Origin of the sequence: Providencia hangzhouensis, from assembly GCF_029193595.2 — a bacterium.
In the GTDB taxonomy this organism is placed as follows: domain Bacteria; phylum Pseudomonadota; class Gammaproteobacteria; order Enterobacterales; family Enterobacteriaceae; genus Providencia; species Providencia hangzhouensis.
This window is the reverse complement of record NZ_CP135052.1, coordinates 383,033-405,965: the sequence shown is the minus strand read 5'-3', so window position 1 is coordinate 405,965 and position 22,933 is coordinate 383,033. Positions and strand designations below refer to the sequence as shown.

The 22,933-nt window shown below is 40.5% G+C and carries 22 protein-coding genes; 16 read left to right on the top strand and 6 right to left on the bottom strand.

Features of this window, described 5'->3' with window-relative positions:
- Nucleotides 1-26: 26 nt before the first annotated feature.
- The 8 genes from PZ638_RS01800 to PZ638_RS01765 all read left to right on the top strand — a co-directional run bounded on the left by PZ638_RS01800 (nucleotide 27) and on the right by PZ638_RS01765 (nucleotide 7,552).
- Nucleotides 27-785 carry a HesA/MoeB/ThiF family protein gene (locus PZ638_RS01800; protein ID WP_004264502.1) on the top strand — a complete coding sequence of 253 codons (759 nt, stop codon included), beginning with the start codon at nucleotides 27-29 and terminating at the stop codon, nucleotides 783-785.
- Entirely contained in the window at nucleotides 773-973 is a 201-nt protein-coding gene (gene thiS / locus PZ638_RS01795; RefSeq protein WP_004264499.1) for a sulfur carrier protein ThiS, read from the top strand. Before PZ638_RS01800 ends, thiS begins: the two co-directional genes overlap by 13 nt.
- A 2-nt stretch (nucleotides 974-975) precedes the next feature.
- Complete coding sequence (locus PZ638_RS01790) at nucleotides 976-1,746, top strand: thiazole synthase (protein WP_004264496.1); 771 nt, start codon at nucleotides 976-978, stop codon at nucleotides 1,744-1,746.
- Nucleotides 1,743-2,864: a 2-iminoacetate synthase ThiH gene (gene thiH / locus PZ638_RS01785; protein ID WP_004264492.1), complete on the top strand. Its 1,122-nt coding sequence runs from the start codon at nucleotides 1,743-1,745 to the stop codon at nucleotides 2,862-2,864. Before PZ638_RS01790 ends, thiH begins: the two co-directional genes overlap by 4 nt.
- Nucleotides 2,865-3,194: 330 nt before the next feature.
- Nucleotides 3,195-4,997, top strand: a complete 1,803-nt coding sequence (locus tag PZ638_RS01780) for a DUF6568 family protein (protein ID WP_206277595.1) — start codon at nucleotides 3,195-3,197, stop codon at nucleotides 4,995-4,997.
- 12 nt (nucleotides 4,998-5,009) lie between these two features.
- Entirely contained in the window at nucleotides 5,010-5,768 is a 759-nt protein-coding gene (locus PZ638_RS01775; RefSeq protein WP_094962824.1) for an ABC transporter permease, read from the top strand.
- Between the two features lie 2 nt (nucleotides 5,769-5,770).
- The gene (locus tag PZ638_RS01770) at nucleotides 5,771-6,538 is read left to right on the top strand and encodes an ABC transporter ATP-binding protein (protein WP_226617260.1); all 768 of its coding nucleotides are present in this window, start codon (nucleotides 5,771-5,773) and stop codon (nucleotides 6,536-6,538) included.
- A 12-nt stretch (nucleotides 6,539-6,550) separates the two neighbouring features.
- Nucleotides 6,551-7,552, top strand: a complete 1,002-nt coding sequence (locus PZ638_RS01765) for an ABC transporter substrate-binding protein (protein ID WP_136135117.1) — start codon at nucleotides 6,551-6,553, stop codon at nucleotides 7,550-7,552.
- Between the two features lie 80 nt (nucleotides 7,553-7,632).
- Here PZ638_RS01765 and PZ638_RS01760 read toward each other — a convergent pair whose 3' ends face one another.
- The 6 genes from PZ638_RS01760 to PZ638_RS01735 all read right to left on the bottom strand — a co-directional run bounded on the left by PZ638_RS01760 (nucleotide 7,633) and on the right by PZ638_RS01735 (nucleotide 15,206).
- Nucleotides 7,633-8,934, bottom strand: coding sequence for a uracil/xanthine transporter (locus PZ638_RS01760; protein ID WP_036958874.1), 1,302 nt, complete (start codon nucleotides 8,932-8,934; stop codon nucleotides 7,633-7,635).
- Nucleotides 8,935-9,170: 236 nt separating this feature from the next.
- A complete protein-coding gene (locus PZ638_RS01755; protein ID WP_144140720.1) occupies nucleotides 9,171-9,752 on the bottom strand; it encodes a DJ-1/PfpI family protein in 582 nt (193 codons plus the stop codon).
- A gap of 87 nt (nucleotides 9,753-9,839) precedes the next feature.
- Nucleotides 9,840-10,694, bottom strand: coding sequence for a tagatose bisphosphate family class II aldolase (locus PZ638_RS01750; RefSeq protein WP_036958871.1), 855 nt, complete (start codon nucleotides 10,692-10,694; stop codon nucleotides 9,840-9,842).
- 115 nt (nucleotides 10,695-10,809) lie between these two features.
- Entirely contained in the window at nucleotides 10,810-12,276 is a 1,467-nt protein-coding gene (locus PZ638_RS01745; protein ID WP_004264467.1) for a DUF2264 domain-containing protein, read from the bottom strand.
- A gap of 63 nt (nucleotides 12,277-12,339) precedes the next feature.
- A complete protein-coding gene (locus PZ638_RS01740) occupies nucleotides 12,340-13,947 on the bottom strand; it encodes a sulfatase family protein (protein ID WP_094962829.1) in 1,608 nt (535 codons plus the stop codon).
- Between the two features lie 23 nt (nucleotides 13,948-13,970).
- Nucleotides 13,971-15,206: an anaerobic sulfatase maturase gene (locus PZ638_RS01735; protein ID WP_144140716.1), complete on the bottom strand. Its 1,236-nt coding sequence runs from the start codon at nucleotides 15,204-15,206 to the stop codon at nucleotides 13,971-13,973.
- A gap of 527 nt (nucleotides 15,207-15,733) precedes the next feature.
- On the opposite strand from PZ638_RS01735, the gene agaR reads away from it, so the two are divergent.
- The 8 genes from agaR to nagA all read left to right on the top strand — a co-directional run bounded on the left by agaR (nucleotide 15,734) and on the right by nagA (nucleotide 22,926).
- Nucleotides 15,734-16,510, top strand: coding sequence for a transcriptional repressor AgaR (agaR, locus tag PZ638_RS01730; RefSeq protein ID WP_036958927.1), 777 nt, complete (start codon nucleotides 15,734-15,736; stop codon nucleotides 16,508-16,510).
- Nucleotides 16,511-16,561: 51 nt separating this feature from the next.
- Nucleotides 16,562-17,845 (top strand): tagatose-bisphosphate aldolase subunit KbaZ, encoded by a 1,284-nt coding sequence (gene kbaZ / locus PZ638_RS01725; protein WP_206277686.1) that lies wholly within the window; start codon nucleotides 16,562-16,564, stop codon nucleotides 17,843-17,845.
- Between the two features lie 8 nt (nucleotides 17,846-17,853).
- The gene (locus tag PZ638_RS01720) at nucleotides 17,854-19,038 is read left to right on the top strand and encodes an SIS domain-containing protein (protein WP_004264442.1); all 1,185 of its coding nucleotides are present in this window, start codon (nucleotides 17,854-17,856) and stop codon (nucleotides 19,036-19,038) included.
- 34 nt (nucleotides 19,039-19,072) lie between these two features.
- On the top strand, nucleotides 19,073-19,567 hold the full coding sequence (agaV, locus tag PZ638_RS01715; RefSeq protein WP_094962832.1) for a PTS N-acetylgalactosamine transporter subunit IIB: 495 nt from the start codon (nucleotides 19,073-19,075) through the stop codon (nucleotides 19,565-19,567).
- A gap of 48 nt (nucleotides 19,568-19,615) precedes the next feature.
- Nucleotides 19,616-20,386: a PTS N-acetylgalactosamine transporter subunit IIC gene (gene agaW, locus PZ638_RS01710; protein ID WP_094962833.1), complete on the top strand. Its 771-nt coding sequence runs from the start codon at nucleotides 19,616-19,618 to the stop codon at nucleotides 20,384-20,386.
- On the top strand, nucleotides 20,376-21,263 hold the full coding sequence (locus tag PZ638_RS01705; RefSeq protein WP_036958865.1) for a PTS system mannose/fructose/sorbose family transporter subunit IID: 888 nt from the start codon (nucleotides 20,376-20,378) through the stop codon (nucleotides 21,261-21,263). Before agaW ends, PZ638_RS01705 begins: the two co-directional genes overlap by 11 nt.
- Nucleotides 21,264-21,325: 62 nt before the next feature.
- The gene (gene agaF, locus PZ638_RS01700) at nucleotides 21,326-21,757 is read left to right on the top strand and encodes a PTS galactosamine/N-acetylgalactosamine transporter subunit IIA (RefSeq protein WP_164454897.1); all 432 of its coding nucleotides are present in this window, start codon (nucleotides 21,326-21,328) and stop codon (nucleotides 21,755-21,757) included.
- A complete protein-coding gene (gene nagA / locus PZ638_RS01695) occupies nucleotides 21,754-22,926 on the top strand; it encodes an N-acetylglucosamine-6-phosphate deacetylase (RefSeq protein WP_094962835.1) in 1,173 nt (390 codons plus the stop codon). The genes agaF and nagA overlap by 4 nt, the downstream gene beginning before the upstream one ends.
- Nucleotides 22,927-22,933 lie beyond the last annotated feature (7 nt).

The window sequence follows — 22,933 nt, the reverse complement described above, 5'->3', positions numbered from 1 at the left end:
TGAGTAATGATTTAAGGAATTCAATCATGTTAAGTGACCAAGAATTCATGCGTTACAGCCGCCAGCTACTACTCGAAGACATTAGTCCCGAGGGGCAACAAAAACTCAAAAATAGCAAAGTCCTCATTGTCGGCTTAGGGGGATTAGGCTCCCCCGCGTCCCTTTATTTAACGGGGGCTGGTGTCGGCGAATTGTGGCTAGCTGACCACGATGACTTGCACGTTTCTAACTTACAACGGCAGGTACTTTACGATACCGATGATATCGGCCAGCCAAAAGCCCAGCTTGCCGCAGATAGGCTGCATCGGCTCAATCCATTGGTAAGAACCCATGTTGTCGCACAGAAGTTGGATGTTGAGACTTTAATTCCTTTAGCTGAACAAGTCGATTTAGTGCTTGATTGCTGCGATAACATGGCCACTCGCCATGCGGTCAATACCGCTTGTGTCATGACCAATACAACCTTAGTTAGCGGTAGTGCGGTTGGGTTTGGCGGCCAATTAATGGTACTTGAGCCGCCATTTAGCACCGGTTGCTATGCCTGTTTATATCCAGACCAAGATGAACCTGAGCGCAACTGCCGCACTGCTGGGGTATTAGGGCCTGTAGTTGGGATCATCGGCACGCTGCAAGCACTGGAAGCCATTAAATTACTTGTCGGCCTTCCCTCTTCACTGAGCGGTAAATTGCGTTTATTTGATGGGAAACAGCAACAATGGAATACATTGCAATTAACGCCGTCATTGCAATGTCCAATCTGTCGGGAAGAAACATGCATATCATAATTAACGACCAACCTATGGAATTCGACGCCCCACTGACGGTTAATCAATTATTTTCCACTCTCAACCGGCCAATAGTGGGAACTGCACTTGCTATCAACCAAGTGATCATTCCGAAGAGTCAGTGGGATTCACATCTCATTAATGACCAAGACAATATCTTGTTATTTCAAGCTATCGCTGGGGGCTAATAATGTTAAAAATCGCAGATTTAACTTTTCACTCACGCCTGTTTACTGGAACAGGTAAATTTGCCAGCGCCAACCTAATGCAAGACGCCATTGAAGCATCCGGCAGTCAATTGGTGACAATGGCAATGAAACGTATTGACTTACGTGGGCAAGATGATGGTATTTTACAGCCACTGCAAGAATTGGGTGTGAAACTATTACCGAATACCTCCGGTGCGAAAAATGCCCAAGAGGCGGTATTTGCAGCGCGCCTAGCTCGAGAAGCCCTCGGTACCAATTGGGTCAAACTTGAGATCCATCCAGATATGCGTTATTTGCTACCCGATCCCATCGAGACATTACTCGCCGCTGAGCAGCTCGTTAAAGAGGGATTTGTTGTATTGCCTTATTGCAGCGCAGATCCAGTACTTTGTCGTCGTTTGGAAGAAGTAGGCTGTGCCGCTGTGATGCCATTAGGCTCACCGATTGGCACAAACAAAGGCTTAGCAACTAAAGAAATGCTCCGTATCATTATTGAACAAGCTTCTGTGCCTGTCGTCGTAGATGCCGGAATTGGTGCGCCAAGCCATGCGGCAGAAGCCATCGAAATGGGTGCCGATGCCGTTTTAGTCAATACCGCAATCGCGGTAGCGAAGCAACCTGCACTTATGGCAAAAGCGTTTAAACTCGCGGTCGAAGCCGCTGAGTTAGCTTATCAAAGCGGGTTAGCTGCGCCGAAGCAACAGGCGCAAGCGTCCAGCCCATTGACCCGTTTTTTAGGAGCCTTATCATGATCCCAAGTTTCCAAGAACGCTTACAAGCACTGGATTGGGACGATACGACACTGCGGATAAACAGTAAAACACCTGTCGATGTGGAACACGCTTTGGCGGCAGATATACTCACACTCGATGATTTTATGGCGCTGCTTTCCCCTGCTGCCCGTCCCTATATTGAGCTGATGGCACAAAAAGCCCAGAAACTCACCCGCCAACGCTTTGGCCATGCTGTTGGCTTTTACGTGCCACTTTATTTATCGAACCTATGCGCAAACGATTGTACTTATTGCGGTTTCTCGATGAGTAATAAAATTAAGCGAAAAACGCTAAATGACGCTGAAATCATCAATGAGTGCGAAACCATTCGCAAAATTGGTTTTGATAGCTTATTACTGGTTACAGGGGAGCACCAAAGTAAAGTGGGTATGGACTACTTCCGCCACACATTCCCCATCATTCGCCCTTATTTCAGTTCGTTAATGATGGAAGTGCAGCCACTAAGCACAGATGAATATAAGGAGTTGAAAACTTTGGGGTTAGACGGTGTGATGGTTTATCAAGAAACCTACCATGAGCCCACGTATCAACTACATCATCTCAAAGGTAAAAAGCAGGATTTTCACTGGCGCCTAGCCACTCCAGAACGTTTAGGAGAAGCAGGTATAGATAAAATCGGCCTTGGCGCGTTAATTGGTTTATCAAACAGTTGGCGTACCGATTGCTATATGGTTGCAGAACATTTGTTGTACTTACAGCAATACTACTGGCAAAGTCGTTATTCTATCTCTTTTCCTCGCTTGCGCCCTTGTGCAGGTGGCGTTGAACCAGCATCACTGATGAATGAAGCCGAATTAGTGCAATTGATTTGTGCTTTTCGCCTACTGGCGCCGAATGTCGAGCTTTCACTCTCAACCCGCGAATCACCTTATTTCCGTGATCACGTGGTGCCATTGGCAATTAACAACGTCAGTGCCGGCTCAAAAACCCAACCGGGGGGCTATGCAGATACCAAAGAAGAGCTAGAACAGTTTTCCCCAAATGATAACCGCAGTGCCGCTCAAGTCGCACATGCCCTTGTGCAAGCCGGTTTACAGCCCGTTTGGAAAGATTGGGATAGTTATTTAGGCCGTTAAATTTTACGGGCTAACGCAATGTTAGCCCGTAAATAACGATCAGTAAATGAATTAACATAATGTATAGTTTAATATCCTTCATACTGTGTTACTGATCATAAGATATGAACAATACTCATACCATCACTAGGAAAAAATCAATTATATTTTTAACTTTTTGTATTAATTACGTATTATATTCTTATCACTTAATATTATAAATATAAGCACTTAATAGAACATTACTGTATTGTTCTATTAAGTTATAACACCATAATAAAAAATATTTCAAAAGCCATTACCTTTACACCATTATTCCACATAGAAAAATTTACTATAGGAATATTTAATATGGGGCATCCAAGTATTTATCCTTCAGGAACTACTATTTTCAATAAAGAAAAAACATTTAGTGGTTATATCCTTTTTAACGCACCAGGAAAAGGTGCGCTATTAATTGATATGAATGGTCGAGAAGTGCATTTATGGCAAGGAGTTGATGGTTTCCCTAATAAAATTTTACCTGGTGGATATTTATTTGGTAGTCATGGTTTGCGATCACCTAAATATGGTGTTCAAGATCAAGTTGATTTAGTTCAATTTGATTGGGATGGTAACATTATATGGTCATTCAATAAATTAGAAAAAATACAAGATCCTAATCAAGAAATAATATGGATGGCAAGACAACATCATGATTTTCAACGTGATGGAAACCCTGTTGGTTATTATTCTCCTACATTAACATCACAAACCCATAGCGGAAATACTCTAATACTATGCCATCAAAATATTTACAAACCTGAAATATCAGATAAATGGCTACTTGATGATATTTTTATCGAAGTAGATTGGCAAGGTAATATTATCTGGCAATGGGCATTTAGCGATCACTTTTCAGAATTAAATTTCAGCGAAGAAGCTAGAAATGTTTTATATCGTGATCCAAATATGCGTAGTGCTGGTGGAGGCATGGGAGATTATCTACATATTAATACCATGTCTCGTATAGGGCCAAATCTACATTATGATAATGGAGACGAACGTTTTCATCCTGATAACATTATTTGGGATTCTAGAGAAGCAAATATAATAGGAATAACTAGTCGAAAAACTGGAAAAATAGTTTGGCAATTAGGGCCAGATTATAACGACAAACAAGTTCATCATCTTGGTTGGATTATCGGACCTCATCATGCTCATATTATACCTCATGGCCTTCCAGGTGCAGGAAATCTGTTAATTTTTGATAATGGAGGTTGGGCTGGTTATGGAGCACCAAACCCTTCATCTGTATATGGCTTAAAAAATGCATGGCGAGATAGTTCTCGAGTATTAGAAATAAACCCAGTTACTCTCGAAATTATTTGGCAACATGATGCAGAAAAACTAGGTTTTGCATCTCCCATGGATTCGAGTCGATTCTATAGCCCATATGTAAGTAGCGCTCAGCGTCTACCAAATGGTAATACTTTAATTACCGAAGGCTCAAATGGGCGATTGATTGAAATAACAGCTGAACATGAGATTGTGTGGGAATATGTCTCACCTTACTGGCGAGAAGGAAAAAAACGCAATAATATGATCTATCGTGCTTATAGAATCCCTTATGATTGGATCCCTCAATTAGATATACCTGAAGAAAATAGCATAGCACCTATGGATGTCTCTCAATTTCGATTACCAAATGCAGCCCCTAAAGATACAATTACAGGAGTGTATATCGAAGGGATAATAAAACATAAAATTCCAGATGATGATATCTTATGTATTGCTCGCACTGGAGATAATCATTCCTCCAAAAAATCTGACATATTTTTCTTTTCCGATAAAATATATGAAATAGATAGTGAAACATTCGATTCAATTATTAATGAAAATAAAAATAATTTGATTTTCTTCGGTGCTAATTGGTGCAATAAATGTAAAGTATTGAATGAGTTATTACCTTCATTAGTGAAACTTTACTCAATAAATAAAATCAATTATCTCTCTGTAGATAATTCTGTTGAAATTCTTCAAAAGTATTCACTTAGAAGTATACCTATTATTGCAGTCTCAAATAATGGGAAATTAGTGGATAAACTCGTTGGATTACAGGATACAAAAACATATGTGAGCTTCCTCAATCAATATTTCGATAAAATAAGTTGAGGTTTATATATCATGTTGAAAAACAGTTTTTATTTACTTCTACTTCCAGTCATTATTTTTACAATTTGGTATATTACAACAACAATTGGAGGTGTTTCTCCTGTTATTTTTCCATCTATTCCGCAAGCATGGCATTCTTTGAATTTCCAATTATATTCTGGGCAATTATGGCAAGATATATCAATTAGTTTATCCCGAGTATTAATAGCCTTTGCTATCGCTGCTATTTTTGCTTTTTTTCTTGGTATTATCATGGCATTGTCGCTACGAACAAACCAAATTTTCAACCTGACATTAAATGCTATACGTCAAATTCCTCCACTAGCATGGATACCATTATTAATTTTATGGTTTGGGATTGGTGAAGTAACTAAAATTATTCTTATTATAAAAAGTGCCTTTTTCCCTATATTACTAAGTACCATCAATGGAATACAAACGACACCTATGACTTATATTGAATTAGGTAATCTTTATCAATTCAATATCTGGCAAAAATTACGAAAAATTTATATTCCATCACTACTTCCCAACCTATTTACAGGTTTAAGGCTTGCAATGGGGTTATCTTGGGCAACAGTCGTTGCAGCAGAAATGATCGCAGCTAACTCAGGTATTGGCTATCGCATCAATGATGCCCGAATTATGCTAGATTCCCCAGTCGTTATAGTGGGTATTCTTGTTATCGGTATAGTCGGTTTATTATTAGATAAGATTTTATTAATTATATCTTATTACCTGCTGCCATGGTTAAGAACAGAAAGGAAATAAATATGCTATCAATCAAAAATGGATTTAAAAATTTCACTATCAATAATAAGTTACTTTCTGTTTTAGAAGATATTAACCTTCAAGTTCAACAAGGTGAATTTATTGCTATCGTTGGCCATAGTGGTTGTGGGAAAAGTACTTTACTACGCATAATTGCAGGCTTAAACCAATTCAATAGTGGAAGTGTACTATTTAAAAATAAAGAGATAACCGAACCAAATATAGAAAGAGGAATGGTTTTTCAAGAAAATAGGCTTCTACCTTGGTTAACAATTGCTGATAATATCGCTTTCGGATTAGACCATATAGATAAAAAAACGAAGAAAATTCTAGTTGAAAATTATTTAAAACTCGTAAACTTGACTGAGTTTGCTAATGCTTATCCTAAACAACTCTCAGGAGGAATGGCACAACGTGCAGCAATTGCCCGTACAATAATCACCCAACCTGAACTATTGTTATTGGATGAACCGCTTGGCGCACTTGATGCTTTAACCAAAATTGAAATGCAACGAGAGATTTTATCTATCAAACAAGAAAAGCAACTGACGATGATTTTAGTTACCCATGATATTGAAGAGGCAATATATTTGGGAAATCGAGTAATTATAATGTCATCCCGCCCTGGAAACATAAAAAAAATAATTGATATTAATCTTCCTTATCCACGAAATCGAGGTAGTTCTGATTTTGCATATTATAAGAGAATTATTCTTCAAGAATTTTTTGATAATTCTGCAGAACTTTTTTCAAGTGAATATGAAATCTAGAAGGAACATATCATGACATTATTAAATTATATCAAATTTCCTATCATAGTATTAATTTCCTTCATTTTAGTTGGTTGTGGGGATGAAAGGCTACCTGACAGTAAAAATAATGAAAAAATTGTTCGTATTGGTACAGCAGATAATAATGGTCGTTTAAGTGGTTTGCTCGGTTTAGCAAAACAGCTAGGATATCTTGAAGAAGAGCTACAAAAAGTTGATTACCAATATTCCATTTCTGGTTTTGCAGGAGCAGGTCCAGCCGTCAATGAAGGCCTCGCGACAAATGCTATTGATATTGCTGTTTATGCAGATTTTCCGGGAATTATAGCCACATCGAGAGGTGTTCCCTTAAAATTAATCATGTCAGAGGATTCTTCCATCAATGCTAATATCGCAGTAAGAAAAGATAGCAATATTCACTCGTTAGCTGACCTTAAAGGCAAGAAAGTTGCATTACCACGAGGAACGTATATGCAACGGTATTTCACGCTATTTATTGAACAACAAGGATATAAATTATCTGACTTCAATATTATTCAAATGACAAATGATGCTGAATCCGCATTATTAAACGGAGCAATTGATGCGATGGTATGGACTGAGCAAAGTACCGCCCGTTTAGAAAATAAATCTCCGACGATTACAACACTTTATTCAACCCGTACTGAACCTGAACTCTCAGGTATTTCTGTTATCGTAGGGAGAGAAGCATTCATAAATCAAAATGAGAAGGTGATTAAAGCAATGAATATTGCTTTATTAAAAGCAAGTAAATATGCGCAAAATAACCCCGATCAGGCAGAAATTTTACTTGCTAAAGAAAGCGATACTAATATTGAAATCATAAAAAAAATACATGATTTTCATAGTATAGATAGTTTTTCTAAACGCTATTCCGTTAATATTACTGATAATGACATCCGTAAGTTAAAGCAAACTCAACAATTTTTGATTGATAACAAAATTATCACTAAGCCTATTGATATAAAAAATTGGGTTTATACTAAAAAATAAACGCCCAAATGAAATCACATCCCTTTTTATTTCTTTTCTAGCAAAGATTTTCCTTCATCTTTGCTTTTTTTATCAAAACATTAAGCTATGTTATCCCACTTGATCGTATTTTCTAAAATAAGTGCCAATATAATGCCCATGAGTAACCCATTACCTAGTAAAGAACTAAACATTGTTGGCAAAGAATTTAATACCGCAGCAGGTGCTGACATCAAAAAGATGCCAATAAAAATAGGTAATGCGAGGCGATAAATATTACGTGCATTCAGTTTCATATCCGCAAGAAATGAAAATGAAGAAAATAGCAGCGGCAAATACGTCGCTAACATAACCGCGCTACCAATGGCTAACGGCAAAGAGCGGAAAAATTGAGTCAATACCGCAATGCCCCCCACACATAAGAAAATAAGGCTGCCAATAGTAAAAGAGATACGTGAACTGTCTTTTGTCTGAGTAATTAGACCAATAGATGAGACAAACGGTGAAAAAGGCACTACGCCTATCGGCGCTGCTAATATTGTTACAACCCCTGACATCATAAAACTACGCCGATATAAGGATTTAACGGGTAATGAATTGGGATAAAAAACATCAGTTCCTCGCATCGCTCCAAACGTATTGGATGTGTTTAATATTCCAGCCAAAATCGCTGTCAGCGCAATACTTATATTGATTTCATCGGATCTACCTAATGGAAATAACACCCATTGCCCTGATGAAACAGGTGATATCGTGCTGCCAAATAACCCACTATAAGCAAGCCATCCGGTAATTGTTCCAATCAATAATGCATATTTACTGATACTCATAGGTAAATAAATGATCATCGCGATGACAAATATCAGTACTGCGAGGGCTAAAAAGAAGACAGGATAATTAACTGTAATATTTTCACTGCCAACACCAAATGGTAGTCCTAACATCCCTTTTAAAAAAATAGTGACCAGTTGAGCACCAAGTAAAAACATAAACACCACAAGCACTCCCGGCTTGAACAAACCAGCTAACCAACCACCAAGACCGCTTAAACCAATAAAAATGGTAATAATCCCAGACAGAAAAATCCCTATAGCCAAGCTCCATCCTATCGTCTCAAGAGAAGTTCCTTGCATAGATTCTGACAAGGTTACGGTTAAAATTGTTGCCCACCACAGCCCAGTTGGCCCTTCCATCACAGAGCGTTTATGGCCTATAAACGCTTGCAACAAGCAAGCCAGAGCCGTTAATAAAAAAGCATATTGGGTTATTACAAACGTGGTTTGTGGTGATAAATGAAACGCAGATTGTAAAGTCGGAGGAATAACAACCGTATTACAAAAGATAAAAAAGAACCATTGAAAACCAGAAATAATATTATTTTTTGTAATAGCAATATTCCGCATATTCATTCCTTACCGGCGATTATATATCTGACCAGCTTAATGTTTATAACGGAAAATTTCTAATTTAAATCCAGCTGTTATAATACTGATAAATTACAATTAATTCTTATCATGATGAGAACTAGCTTCATACACTATTAACTCTGATTTTTGATCATTATTCTGCTATTTAATATTAATAAAGCGGGAAAAAATATCATTCCCGCTTTATTTTTTATCTTGATCACCGATAAAAGTTATAGATAGGGAAGTGGCCAATGTTTAAAATATATATGCTTAGCTTGCCAATCCACTTTATCAACATTGTCAGCCAGCAAATGTTTTGCGACGGTAAATGCAAATTCAAAGCTTACACCAAGCCCTTTTGCACTGATAAATTTTCCGTCAATAACAACATCTTGGTCAACATAGATGCCATCATCAAATTTCTCAGCCAACTTGTCCCCTGTACTATAATGTCTACCTTCCAGTAACCCATGAGCTGCTAATACTTTCGCACCAGAAGAACATAGCGCACAAATATACTTATCCTCATGTATATGCCGCCGAAGGAAATCAACTACTTTTTCATTCGCATACAAACGGTCAGTTCCTTTTGGCCCACCAGGCATCATAACTGCATCATAAGTATGGGATAACTTTTCGACTAACAGATAATCTGCACTAATTTTAGTACCAAAATACGTATTTAAAATAAGCGAATCCATGCAAGATAAGACATCGACATGAATATCTAACCGACGCATGATATCAATGAAAACGACCGCTTCCCCTTCCTCGAAGCCATCTGCGAGCAAAACAGCAACTTGTTTCATAATATTCCTTTTATTTTCAAAACGATTTATTGCGGACTATCAACAATAAATTTGGGTTATACCCCAGCAAATCTAGATGATTTTTACTTGTTAAAGTGTTCCATCACTTTTGCAAACACGAATTTTATCCATCACCACCGCTTTCATCGCTGCCTTTCCTGGAACCAGATAATGGCGAGGGTCAGTAGCTTCTGGGTTCTCAATGAAATACTGCTTGATTGCATCAGAAAACGCGATTTTTAGCTCTGTCGCGACATTGACTTTACAAATTCCAAGCTCAATACAATGCCTGACATCTGCATCAGGGATCCCCGAAGCACCATGAAGAACTAAAGGCAAATTCGTTTTCTTACGGATTGCGTCCAGCCTAGCAAAATCCAAATGTGGCTCACTTTTATACATGCCATGAGCGGTTCCAATTGCAACAGCTAAGGAATCAATACCAGTTCTTTGAATAAAAGTAATCGCAGCGTCAGGGTCAGTGAAAAGTGCATCTGCGGCATCAACAACTAAGTCATCTTCTTGCCCCCCTAGACGCCCCAGCTCAGCCTCAACTGTGCAGTCCCATTGATGGCAAAAATCAACAACCCGTTTAACTATTTGAATATTTTCTTCAAACGGAAAATGAGAAGCGTCAATCATCGCAGAACGCACACCCGCGGAGACTTTCTGGAAAATATCTGGAATATCTTCATGATGATCTAGATGCAAAGCCACTGGGACTTTATAGCGCTCAGCCGCTTGCTGGCAAATAGCTATCAAGTAGTCACTTCCTGCATAAGAAAACGTACTCGGGGTTCCTGCTAAAATAACGGGAGATGCCATTTCTGCAGCAGTTTCCATAACAACTTGAATGGTTTCTAAATTATGAATATTAAATGCAGGAACTGCATAGCCTCCCAGTTGGGCTCTGTTCAACATATTACGGGTAGATACCAAGTACATAATCGCCTCTCAGCTTTCGATTAATTTCGAATAATATTAAACGAAAGAAACAGAAAGGTAAAAGATCTAAATCACATTTCTATTTCTTTCGCACTGAAAGCAAATGAAAGGAAGATTAGAAGTAGTGAGTCATTTTAGAGCTATAACTTGTCACTCCTTTACGTAACAAGTTGTTTTTAGGTCGTTTTGATTGGCCTAGTAGCGTTTCAATTACTTTCTGAGAGCATAATTGTTTCTCTAAGCGACGCGTCAATGGGGATTGCTGTTTGAGGTAATCTTCACGAAATATCACGGTGACCTCTTGTGTTTCTTTCACACCAATAACCGTTACCGCAATTGATGGTATTTCGAAATGAAAGTCTGAGCTTTCAACTGGCAGTGGGCTACAAGGGCTATCCCAAAGTTGAATTCGATTGCCACAATACAAAGCAATAATTACAGCACGTAATGACCAAAAACTACTCGCAGGACCACTGTAATTATCGACTAGGCGGGCATCATAGCTAAATAAACCTTGAGTTGGCGCTCCCGCTTTTAAGGCACCATGACCAATAAAATAACGCAAAGTACTTTCTAGTGCGTTTTTAGCCTCCCCCACACTCACAGCATCCCCACCTAAATCAACACCGGCTAATAAAGGCGCGGACACCGCGAGGCGATAACATGCACTGCGGCCAAAAAATGGAATCCCTTGCGGTGTCATAAAATAACGATAATGATGGTTAAACTGATTTAATGAACTACGAATGAATTCATCATCGAAGTGGGGGCAAATTTGGTTCAGCCAATATAATGAATAGTAAAAGCCCCATGCATTATAGTAATCAAAGTTACCTTTCGCGCCATCCCGAAACCAGCCATCACCCACGTAAAATTGTTTCACTCTTTCATACCGCCACATTGCAATGGTATCTCGACCTGTGAGAGCTCGGATCACAAATTGCACGGTAAGAGGGAAAAGGTGCCAGTTGTTATCAACGATATCGCAATGATTAACCTGTTCGAACCACTCAATAATGCGTTGTTGCGCAGAGTTATCCAATTTATCCCATACCCACTCACGACTCAACCAGAGAGTCAGCGCTAAATCTGCAGATTCACAAATTTTTTGGTCATAATTTTCAAGCCTTCCCCAATAGCCTTTATGAGCAGGGTCTGTACCATGTAAAAATGCATTTTTGATGATTTCAGAAAGGTCAATTGATGCTAAATTTAACCCATTCAATATTGCTTTTTGGCTATGAACTAGCCATGAAGCAAGTAAAGGCAGTACCCTACTAACCCCTTCAAGGGCATCTGTCCGCACCGTTTGCTGGCCTGGGCTGCCAGGATAGTATGCGTGAGAGTAACCCCATGTTTGATAATGAACAAAAGCTTCCGTGGTATAGCGCACTAATAATTCGCAAAGAACTGAAAGTGGTTGATTTTCATCTTGAAAGGCTTTGATGATGTGGTTATCGTTACATTGATAGGCTGACTTTCTAATTAATCTTCGAATGATATTCTCTTTGAATAACTTCTGATAAATTTTTATATCTGGGTGCTCATAAGGCAGCTTTGGGCGTTCAGTCGGTATTGTCATACGTGTTTCTCTATGATGCAAACTGGCGCATCCTTGCGCGCAGATTAGAACAAAAGTTTGTATTTATTTTGCTGATTCAATCAGGACTTGGTAACGGTCTTGTCCCCATACGACAGGTTTTGGTTTATCCTTAATCCATTGATAATAAGCAGATTTCAACTCTTTTACTTTTTCTGGGTATTGAGCTGCTAAATTATTCGATTCGGCTGGATTTTGTTTATCATTGAATAATTGGAGCTGGTTAGAACCATCATCATAAAAATAAAGCGCCCATTCCCCATCACGGATAGCCCATGAGCCTTTCGATAGTTTTTCTAAATTAGGGTTGTTTGGAATTTCTTTGCGTTGATAAGTGATCCATTCATGGTAGCCATGCCAAAAATCTTGGTTTTCTTCGCTGTAATGTTTCGTCCCTGGACCTGTCCAATACAGATAGTCATGTGGTGACTTTTCTGTTTTACCCGTTAATAGTGGCATAATATTTTTGCCTTCTACTTTCATGCTATCGGGTATGGTGATCCCTGCACTTTGTAATGCAGTTGGTAAGATATCAATCGCAGAAACCATCGCATCACTGTGTTTACCTGCGGGAATATGCCCCGGCCAATAAGCAACAAATGGAACGCGTACGCCACCATTAAACATTTGCCCTTTAAAGCCTTTATCCATCGCATTCATTGGCATTGGCGACTCATGCACCGCACCATTGTCAGAAATAAAGAAAATTAGCGTATTATCTAATTCACCATTTTCCTTTAGTGTATTGATAATTTTACCAATTCCCTCATCGGCCGCATTTAGCGCAGCAAAATATTTATCGGCTTCAACATTACCAGTATTGAATTTATCCATGTATTTCGCTGGTGAAGCTTCTTCTAATGGGATGTGTGGTACGCTGTATGAAAGATTGATAAAGAAAGGTTTGTCTTTGTGCCCATCAATGAAATTAATGGCTTCATCCGTTAACAAATGCGTGGTATAGCCAGGAGCTGGCACATTTTCACCATTTCGCCACATTGCGGGGGAATTCCAAAGTGCCGCCCCTGATGCATAGAAACTATATGCATAATCGAAACCTCTTTCATGAGGTGCGAAACCTGGCTCCGGTGTCGAAATCATATTATCGTGATAATCGCGAGTTTGCTTTTCTGGTGCAATTTTAGGTTTTTTCAATACCTTCGCATTATGCCATTTTCCAATACTGGCTGTGGCATAGCCATTTTCTTGGAATAATGCGGGTAATAGTTTGATATCTTGAGGAATACCTAACATCGCATCATCGTTACTGTAAGTGCCAAAACTTGCAGGAGAGCGCCCAGTAAAAATACCCGCTCGTGATGGGCCACAAACAGGATGAGCCACAAATGCATTGGTCATCTTAATTCCGCCTGCAGCCATGTCCGCAACATTTGGCATCGCCGTTCTGGCCGCTTCCACCATCTTATTAATATCACCTTGATAACGCTGTGGTGATGGGCGCTGCGCAAGCTCTTTGACATCAAGGCTATCAAGCACAAAATCGAGCTGCCCTGTTCCTAAGTCATCCATAATAATCAGTAAAACATTCGGCTTTTCCGGTGTACCACCTGCATTCGCTGCAATGGGAGGTACTAAGCTACTTGCTGCTATCAGCCCTGCTAATAGGCTTTTCTTCATAGAAGGTAATCTCACAAAAATATCTCCAGATAATATTATTATTGCTTATAAGCACGCTGTATTGCGCCAAGTGCATCACTAGCTAAAGCACCACCAGATATCGCTTGACGCATTAACTGCATACCTAAAGCGGTATGATGAAAAATCTTTTTATATGAACGACATAAATAGTTATGGCGATATTTTTCACCTTCTATCGCCGTGATCCGGTGCTTAGGGCAGCCGCCATAACAAAGGCTTTGAACCTCACAGCGCTGGCAAAGACTCGTTAGCTTGTCATATTTATTTTGCCCAAAACGGACTTGCTGTTTAGAGGAGACAATACGAGAAAGGGAGTGTTGTTGTACGTTACCTAACCGATTGGCAGGGTACACATAGTGATCACAGGAGTAGACATCCCCATTAGATTCAATAATCAGCGCTTGCCCACACGTTTTAGATTGCACACAGGTTGATGCCGGATAGCCCATCCAAGTGCCTAATAAGCTATCAAATAGACGAATATAAATTTTGCCAATGTCTCCTTGGTGGATCCATTCATCAAAAACATCAGCCATAAACTGCCCATATCCCTCAGCGGGTACTGAAAATGGTGCCATCGCGGCATTTGGCCCAGGGGCATAATGGCCACCTTGAGTATGTGGAAAGCGCCTATCCACTTCAACAATGGGGATGAACTGAAAAAAAGTGGAACCCAATGCTTTCAAAGCTCGATACGTTTCTTTTCCTTTTCGCCAATTTTGGTCATTAACAACGGTTAAGGTATTAAATTCAACACCATATTCAATCAGGAGCTGAATCGCTTTCTTCACACGCTCAAAAGTTGGGTTACCATTAACGGAAATTCGATATTTATCATGAACAGCTTCTAAGCCATCAATAGATACACCGATTAAAAAACCGTGGTCTGCAAAAAACTGCGCCCATTGTCGGTTAATCGCAATAGCGTTAGTTTGCACACTATTCGTGATGATTTTTCCTTGGGCATATTGCTTTTGGTACTTAACAACACGCTCAAAAAATTCGAGCCCTGCAAGGGTTGGCTCCCCACCTTGCCATGAAAAGTCTACCTGTTCACCAGCATGGGACTGGATATAGTCTTTGATATAACGACGTAGTACGTTATCAGGCATAACGTCATGCAGGTCTTCCTTTGGTTGCTCGTGAAACACATTTTCTTTTTCAAGATAAAAACAGTATTCGCATTTAATATTGCAGCGATAACTGGTGGGTTTCGCCATCATATGAAAATAAGTAGGTTGGTTTGCAGGCATTTAAATTAATCCGAAACAGTCAGGTTATTTTTATAGCATTACGCAAAACACGAAAAATCAAAAGAGATTGAAATCACAAAATCAAAAAATGAAAGAATTTGAAAGCGTTTAATTTGAGTCAGAAACGTTGAAAAGCATATAAATAACACACAGTAGCCCAGTAACTTTTGTTTTTGCTTTAAAGAAACTTCTATTCCTTTCGAACTTCAATTACCACCATCGCACTTTATGCCAATTTTTGAGCTTATATTTAGCGAATTTTTTGCAAATATTGCTAATATTTATGCAAAACACAGGGGTTGCTTAGTAAAAGTACAATTATTGCTACTTTATTGATTGGATACTTTCTTATTCGAAGATATGATATTTAAAATTTGAAAATATCCGTAAGCAAACAACACACGAATCGAAACTTTGTGAAAGAGATCAAAAGTTTTGTTTTTTTTCGTTGTCGGTATTTTTTAGCGTAGTAAACTTAATTCGAAATCAAATGAAAGAAGATCATTTGGTTTCGTAAGGAGATGAAAGTGAAAGCGGCAGTTGAACGGCGCATGGAAATCCTCGACATGATTAACCAACAAGGTAAAGCACGAGTCGAAGATTTAGCCGAAATATTTAAAGTTTCAAGTGTCACCATCCGTAGCGATTTAAGCTTTCTTGAAAAGAATGGTTATGTGGTCCGCTCCCATGGGGCAGCAATTCCAAATACTGGGTTTATTGCTGAACTTAGCATCCATGAAAAACGTGGGCAGAATGCGGGCACAAAAACATTAATAGGGAAAGCAGCCGCCGCGCTCATTAATGATGGCGATACGATCATTTTAGACTCGGGGACAACGACACGAGAAATTGCGACACACTTAAAGTCGCGGGATAGCGTCGTTGTCATGACTAACGGTTTAGATGTCGCAATGGAGTTAGCAACAGCCGCTGGCGTTGATGTACTAATGACTGGCGGCGCATTGCGCAAAAATGCTTTATCGTTTTCTGGCTCACAAGCAGAAAATAGCCTCAGAAATTATCGTTTTGACAAGGTTTTTCTTGGGGTTGATGGGTTCGATTTACGCGTTGGTATCACGACACACAATGAACAGGAAGCTAGCCTTAACCGGTTAATGTGTGAAATCTCGGAAACTGTTATTGCGGTTGCTGATTCTACGAAATTTGGTAAGCGCAGCTGTCATATGATCCGTGAATTCGCTGATATTGATGTTTTGGTGACAGACTCTGGGATCCCTGATGAATATGTCCAAGAGTTGAAAAACCATAAAATTGAAGTGATCATCGTCGATAAAGAGCAATAACTCGCTAACTCCATTAACAATACAACCGTGTTGATTGTGGAGTTAGTATTAATGCATCCTTTAGAAAAGATTGTTCAGCAAAATAAACTTGGTAAACAGAATGGCATTTATTCTGTTTGCTCAGCCCACCCATTTGTTATTGAAGCTTCATTGCACCAAGCGCTGGATAATGATTCCTTTCTTTTAATTGAAGCCACATCCAATCAAGTTGACCAATTTGGTGGCTATACGGGTATGACTCCGGCTGACTTTTTCAATTATGTGGTTGAGAAAGCAGAAAAAATCAATTTTCCTCTAAATAAGCTAATTCTTGGTGGTGACCATTTAGGTCCTAACCGTTGGCAAGGGCTTAATGCCGCTGATGCCATGGATAATGCCGATGTCCTAATTGAACATTACGTTGCCGCAGGGTTCAAAAAAATCCACCTTGATTGCAGTATGTCCTGTGCAGATGACCCTGTTCCACTCACGGATGAAATCGTTGCACAACGTGCCGCCCGACTCGCAGTTATTGCAGAAAAAACCGCCAAAGAAAAATTTGGCTACAGCGATATCGTTTATGTTATTGGTACGGAAGTTCCCGTACCAGGTGGAGCAACTGAAGCGCTTGAAGGTGTTGAAGTCACAGACCCACAAGCTGCGAGAAAAACCTTAGACTGCCATGCGAAAGCGTTCGAAAAAGCAGGTGTCGGTGACTGCTGGACACGTGTTATTGGCCTCGTCGTCCAACCTGGCGTGGAATTTGACCATACCGGTGTTATTGATTATCAACCCGAAAAAGCACAAGCATTAAGTAAAGTTGTTGATGACTACCCTCATCTTGTTTTTGAAGCACACTCAACCGATTACCAAACACCAGATGCTTATAAGCAACTCGTTCAAGACCACTTTGCTATTTTAAAAGTGGGCCCGGCTTTAACATTTGCTATGCGAGAAGCCCTCTATTCTCTGTGTGAAATTGAGAATGAAATGTTCCCAGCAGAACAGTGTTCTCACTTAAAAGAGAAAATGGAACAGTTGATGTGCCGTGAGCCCGAATTTTGGCAAAAATACTACCATGGTGATGCCCAGCAGCAAGCTTTTGCACGCGTTTATAGTTTTAGTGACCGTATTCGTTATTACTGGCCTGATAAAGAAATTAACCAAGCCATAGAAACGCTGATGGCTAACTTATCTTCAAAACCGATCCCGTTACCACTTTTAAGCCAATACATGCCACATCAATTCCAACAATTAAGAGAAGGCATGATCGATGGCTCAGCGAAATCCTTTATTTTTGCAAAAATTCGCGACGTACTTTCGGTATATGCCGATGCATGTAAATTTAGTCACTGAGGTTTGACATGGAATATTTAAGCTATCAAACACCTGAACTCGAAAAGCTAAACGCATTCTGGACAGCAAAAGAAATTGAGCAACAACCTGAATGCTGGGAAAAAACAAACCAGCTAATACAAGAACAACGTGCTGAAATTGATACATTTTTAGCTAAAGTGCTTCAGGCACCAGACGCACGCATTATCATGACGGGAGCTGGAACATCGGCTTTCGCAGGCCGCGCCCTTGCCCCCGTTCTAACAGGCCATTTAAAACGCCGTATTGATGCCATTGCCACCACGGATCTAGTCGCCGACCCAAAAGAATATTTAGCGGAAAACGTACCAACGTTACTAATTTCTTTTGCTCGCTCTGGCAATAGTCCCGAGAGTGTTGCTGCTCTTAATGTGGCAGAAAAATGCCTAACTCAGTGTTACCACTTAGTTTTAACCTGCAACGAGCAAGGGCAGCTATATCGTTATTGCCAAAATAATACCAATGCATTAGCCATTTTAATGCCAGAAGAATCAAATGACCGTTCATTAGCAATGACGTCAAGCTTTTCATCCATGATGATGGCTGCGCTGTGTATTTTCTTAACCGAATCCTTCTATTTGAATGAAATTAAACCCTATTTCCAAGATTATCACGACAGTTACACTCAATTTAACCGCCGTATCCGTGAAGATTATGCAGGTAAATTTAAACGAGTCATTTATTTAGGTAGTGGTGGCTTACAAGGCCTTGCACAAGAAGCTGCCCTAAAAATGTTGGAATTAACGGCTGGTAAGGTCGTTGCTAACTTTGACACGCCTTTAGGGTTTCGCCATGGACCGAAATCTATCGTCAATAAAGAAACGTTAGTCGTGCTGTTTCTGTCAAACGATAAATACACCAGACAGTATGAGACTGACTTATTAAGAGAGGTAATTCACGATAATGCTTCAGCAAAAGTGATCGCGGTCACCTCCTCTTCTGATGACACACAAATAGAGGAAAGTTTCGTTTATATTAAAAAAATGGAGCAGTGCTCAGACTCAGCCCTATTTTTTCCTTATTTAATGTTAGCGCAGGCCTTTGCATTCCATAGTTCCATTGCACTGGGGAATACACCAGATAACCCATCTCCAACTGGAGAAATTAATCGGGTTGTTCAAGGTGTCACTATTTACCCGTTCTCATATCAAGAAGATGGCTTCATGCCTTCTTAATGATAAATATAGCTAATAATAAGAGAGCAATTATATGCACGCACCAAATATTGTCTGGACCCGAATCGATGAGCGTTTATTACATGGGCAAATTCGAATCACTTGGGGTAAACACACTGAAGCAAATTTAATTCTTGTCGCTAATGATGATGCTGCGGATGGCCCTAATTCTGCTTTTATGCAAGCAGGGATGAAAGCGTCCGCAGGTGGAGAATATGCCGTCCGATTTTTCTCTATCGAAAAAACCATCGATGTCATTCACAAAGCGTCTCCTCGTCAAAAAATCTTTATTCTTTGCAATAACCCAACAGATGTTGCTCGCCTTGTCGAAGGTGGAGTTCCTATCACTCACTGCAATGTCGGCAATATGCATTTCCATGAAGGAAAGCGCCAAATTGCCAAAACAGTGTCTGTGGATGAGCGCGACTTAGAAGCATTTCGTCGGCTTGTCGACAAAGGAGTAGCTTGCACAATTCAAAATACTCCAGACCAAACCCCCGTTAATGTTCTTACTCTCGCAACAGCATAAGCAGATTGAGATAACAACTTAACACTAAGGCGTTTAAGGAAAACTATTATGATTTATGAAGCTTCTCTCGTGGCTTTATGGGCCTTCTTTTGCGGTATAGATAAGTATGACGTTGCACTCAATATCCACCGCCCACTGATCACAGGGCCTGTTGTTGGCCTGATTATGGGTGATATGCAAGTCGGTTTAATTGCGGGTGCAACATTAGAATTAGCTTGGCTTGGGCTTGTTCCAAATGCAGGGGCTCAGCCACCTGATGTTACTTTAGGCACTATCGCCGCCGTTGCATTCGCCATTATGACTAATCAATCACCAGCGGTAGCGATGGGGATTGGTATGCCAATTGCCGTTCTCATGCAAATGATCATTATCGGCTTTTTTGCTATTACCGCGTTCACCATGGGTAAAGCTGATCGCTACGCTGAAAAAGCCGATGCGGCGGGGATCTCCCGGTTATTAATCGCCACAATTACCGTTCGTTCTTTACTCTACGCGATCGTCGCCTTTGTAACGGTTTACTTTGGTGAACACGCGGCACAGTGGATTGATGAAAATACACCAAAAGTACTCCTCGAAGGCTTAGGTATTGGCGCCAAAATGGTTCCAGCAATTGGCTTCGCGATGTTGTTGAAAATCATGTGGTCAAAAGAAGTGGCTGGTGTGTTCTTTGTTGGTTTCGTTATGACCACTTATCTCAAACTGCCAATTATGGCAGTAGCAATACTCGGCGCATCTGCGGCAGCCCTGTATTACTTCTTCAGCGGTAACAACAACAAGAATAACTCACAACAAAATGAGGATTTTGAAGATGGTATCTGATAACAAAACAGCAGTAGAAACCAAAAACTTACCAGTGGAATCCTACGTTGATGGCATTGATGAGTACCAAGATACCACTGTCCGCAAAGTCATCACGAAAGGCGATCTATGGCGTTGTGCATTTCGCGGGCTATTTATGGAAGGTAACTTTAACTTTGAACGTATGCAGGGGGGAGGCTTTGCATTCTCCATCATCCCAGCCCTACGCAAAATTCATGGTAATAACAAACGCGATTATGCAACTGCACTGAAAAATCACTTACAGTTTTTCAATGCGAGTCCAAAATTATTTACTTTCTTACTTGGTACTGCCGTTGCCATGGAAGAGAACAAAGAGAAGCCTTCTACTGTCAACGTAATGAAAGTGGCAGGTATGGGGCCAACAGGTGGAATTGGCGATGCTATCGACCATATGACATTGATGCCACTGACTTTAGCATTAGGTGCATCTATCGCAATGGAAGGCTCAATTGCCGGCCCATTTGTTTTCTTCTTTTTATACCAAATTGTTCACTTTTTTGTCTATTTTGGCTTGATGTTCATGGGATATCGCGCAGGTACTGCGGCGATGGTTAACATGAGCGACGCAACAGAAAAATTAGCGAAAGCCGCCAACATCATGGGGATTTTTGTGATTGGGGCACTTTCCGCCACTTTCATAAAAGTACAAACCACCGCTGCTGTTGAGGTAGGTGGCAAGGTGGTCGAACTACAAACCGCCTTGTTCGACAAAATCATGCCTAACTTACTCCCTCTGTGCCTTGTCTTTTTGATGTTCAAAATGGTGAAAGGGACAGGTTTCTGGGCAAAACCGCCGGTGCTTATCTTCTCTGTCTTGGCCTTCGGTGTTATTGGCCATGTACTTGGTGTGATGTAACAGGATCGTATTAAATTGTTTTTAGGTGGGTAGCTAAGTTACCCACCAGCAAGGAGTTGTAAATGATTGGTTTGATTGTTTCTGGGCACATTAATTTTGCAAGCGGTATGGCTTCCGCTGTCAAAGCCATCGCAGGTGAACAGGAAAATATGGTGTTTATTGATTTTGTTGAAACCCTTTCTCCCGACGAATTGGAACAACAAATGCGAGCAGCAATGAGTGCCATGAATTGTGAACAAATACTTTTTCTCACCGACCTTCCTGGTGGAACCCCTTGTAACCGCGCTATGGCAATTATGATGGAAGATAAATCCGTTGAAGTTTTAGCTGGCGTTAATCTGCCGATGATTGTCAATGCGGCATTGGAACGTGAAGGGGTTGATGCAAAAGAACTTCTTTCTATCTTACACGATATTGGCACGAGTAGTATTCAAGATCTACGTCAAAAACTGGCTATGATGTCAGAGCCTGAATGTGAAGAAGATGGCCTATGAAACAGCAATATGCCATTTTAGCGGATCGTACCTTTACACCTGAGGGAATTCGCTATCAGCAGTATGTTCGAGTGTGCAACGGTGTTATACAGGAAATTACGGATACCGCCCCCGAACACTGCCCAGTCATCCGTCTTGAAGGGCGCTCCTTACTACCGGGGTTTGTTGATATCCATATTCATGGTCGTGCTGGCGCAGACGTCATGGATGCAAGCCAACAAGGGTTGCAAACCATCGCTGATGCATTAGTCAAAACTGGTGTTGTGGCTTGGGTGGGAACCACCGTCACCGCACCAATGGATGATATCAAACGCGCACTCACCCAAGTGAGTGACTTTATCGCCAAGCCGCAAACATCAGGAGCCCAGTTAGTCGGCAGTTTTTTAGAAGGCCCTTACTTCACTGAACGTCATCGAGGCTCACATCCTGTTAAGTACTTAAAATCGCCGACCATTCATGAATTGGAAGACCTTGTGCAATGTGCTAATCACACACTTTTGCGAGTTGCTGTTGCACCTGAAGCAGAAGGTGCCATTGAGGCTATTGATTGGTTAGTACAACACAATATTAAGACCAGTGTTGCACATACTGCCGCTGATTTCATACAAACCAGTCTCGCATTTTCACATGGTGCAGATTGTGGCGTGCATCTTTATAACGGCATGACGGGTTTACATCATAGAGAGCCCGGTTGCTGTGGCGCAGTGTTGTACCACGATGTCCTTGCAGAGCTGATTGCCGATGGCATTCATGTTCACCCTGTCATGATGCAGCTAGCTTATCGAATGAAAGGTTATCAGCAGCTCGCTTTAATTACGGATTGTATGCGAGCTGGTGGGCTACCGGATGGTGATTATGCCCTTGGGGCACAGACGGTGAAGGTCACTCAAGGGCAAGCTCGCACAGCTGATGGCTCTCTTGCGGGTAGTACATGTAGCCTTGATAACGCATTGCGCAACATGGTGCAACTCGCGCATGTTCCTGAATGGGAAGCCGTACAAATGGCTACTTCGGTTCCCGCTCAATACCTTGGAATCGATGACCAATTTGGTTACATCCGAGTTGGGGCTCAAGCTAATTTTGCCGTTGTTGATAACAATTTTTATCTAACAGACACATTCATCAGAGGTGAACACGTTCACTCTGTATTCGGGGATACCGACCATTAAAGTCGGT

What these genes read in the sequence shown, in the direction of transcription:
- PZ638_RS01800 (WP_004264502.1), top strand. Translation starts at nt 27, where the DNA reads ATGTTAAGTGACCAAGAATTCATGCGTTACAGCCGCCAGCTACTACTC.
- thiS (WP_004264499.1), top strand. Translation starts at nt 773, where the DNA reads ATGCATATCATAATTAACGACCAACCTATGGAATTCGACGCCCCACTG.
- PZ638_RS01790 (WP_004264496.1), top strand. Translation starts at nt 976, where the DNA reads ATGTTAAAAATCGCAGATTTAACTTTTCACTCACGCCTGTTTACTGGA.
- thiH (WP_004264492.1), top strand. Translation starts at nt 1,743, where the DNA reads ATGATCCCAAGTTTCCAAGAACGCTTACAAGCACTGGATTGGGACGAT.
- PZ638_RS01780 (WP_206277595.1), top strand. Translation starts at nt 3,195, where the DNA reads ATGGGGCATCCAAGTATTTATCCTTCAGGAACTACTATTTTCAATAAA.
- PZ638_RS01775 (WP_094962824.1), top strand. Translation starts at nt 5,010, where the DNA reads ATGTTGAAAAACAGTTTTTATTTACTTCTACTTCCAGTCATTATTTTT.
- PZ638_RS01770 (WP_226617260.1), top strand. Translation starts at nt 5,771, where the DNA reads ATGCTATCAATCAAAAATGGATTTAAAAATTTCACTATCAATAATAAG.
- PZ638_RS01765 (WP_136135117.1), top strand. Translation starts at nt 6,551, where the DNA reads ATGACATTATTAAATTATATCAAATTTCCTATCATAGTATTAATTTCC.
- PZ638_RS01760 (WP_036958874.1), bottom strand. Translation starts at nt 8,934, where the DNA reads ATGCGGAATATTGCTATTACAAAAAATAATATTATTTCTGGTTTTCAA.
- PZ638_RS01750 (WP_036958871.1), bottom strand. Translation starts at nt 10,694, where the DNA reads ATGTACTTGGTATCTACCCGTAATATGTTGAACAGAGCCCAACTGGGA.
- PZ638_RS01745 (WP_004264467.1), bottom strand. Translation starts at nt 12,276, where the DNA reads ATGACAATACCGACTGAACGCCCAAAGCTGCCTTATGAGCACCCAGAT.
- PZ638_RS01735 (WP_144140716.1), bottom strand. Translation starts at nt 15,206, where the DNA reads ATGCCTGCAAACCAACCTACTTATTTTCATATGATGGCGAAACCCACC.
- kbaZ (WP_206277686.1), top strand. Translation starts at nt 16,562, where the DNA reads ATGCATCCTTTAGAAAAGATTGTTCAGCAAAATAAACTTGGTAAACAG.
- PZ638_RS01720 (WP_004264442.1), top strand. Translation starts at nt 17,854, where the DNA reads ATGGAATATTTAAGCTATCAAACACCTGAACTCGAAAAGCTAAACGCA.
- agaV (WP_094962832.1), top strand. Translation starts at nt 19,073, where the DNA reads ATGCACGCACCAAATATTGTCTGGACCCGAATCGATGAGCGTTTATTA.
- agaW (WP_094962833.1), top strand. Translation starts at nt 19,616, where the DNA reads ATGATTTATGAAGCTTCTCTCGTGGCTTTATGGGCCTTCTTTTGCGGT.
- PZ638_RS01705 (WP_036958865.1), top strand. Translation starts at nt 20,376, where the DNA reads ATGGTATCTGATAACAAAACAGCAGTAGAAACCAAAAACTTACCAGTG.
- agaF (WP_164454897.1), top strand. Translation starts at nt 21,326, where the DNA reads ATGATTGGTTTGATTGTTTCTGGGCACATTAATTTTGCAAGCGGTATG.
- nagA (WP_094962835.1), top strand. Translation starts at nt 21,754, where the DNA reads ATGAAACAGCAATATGCCATTTTAGCGGATCGTACCTTTACACCTGAG.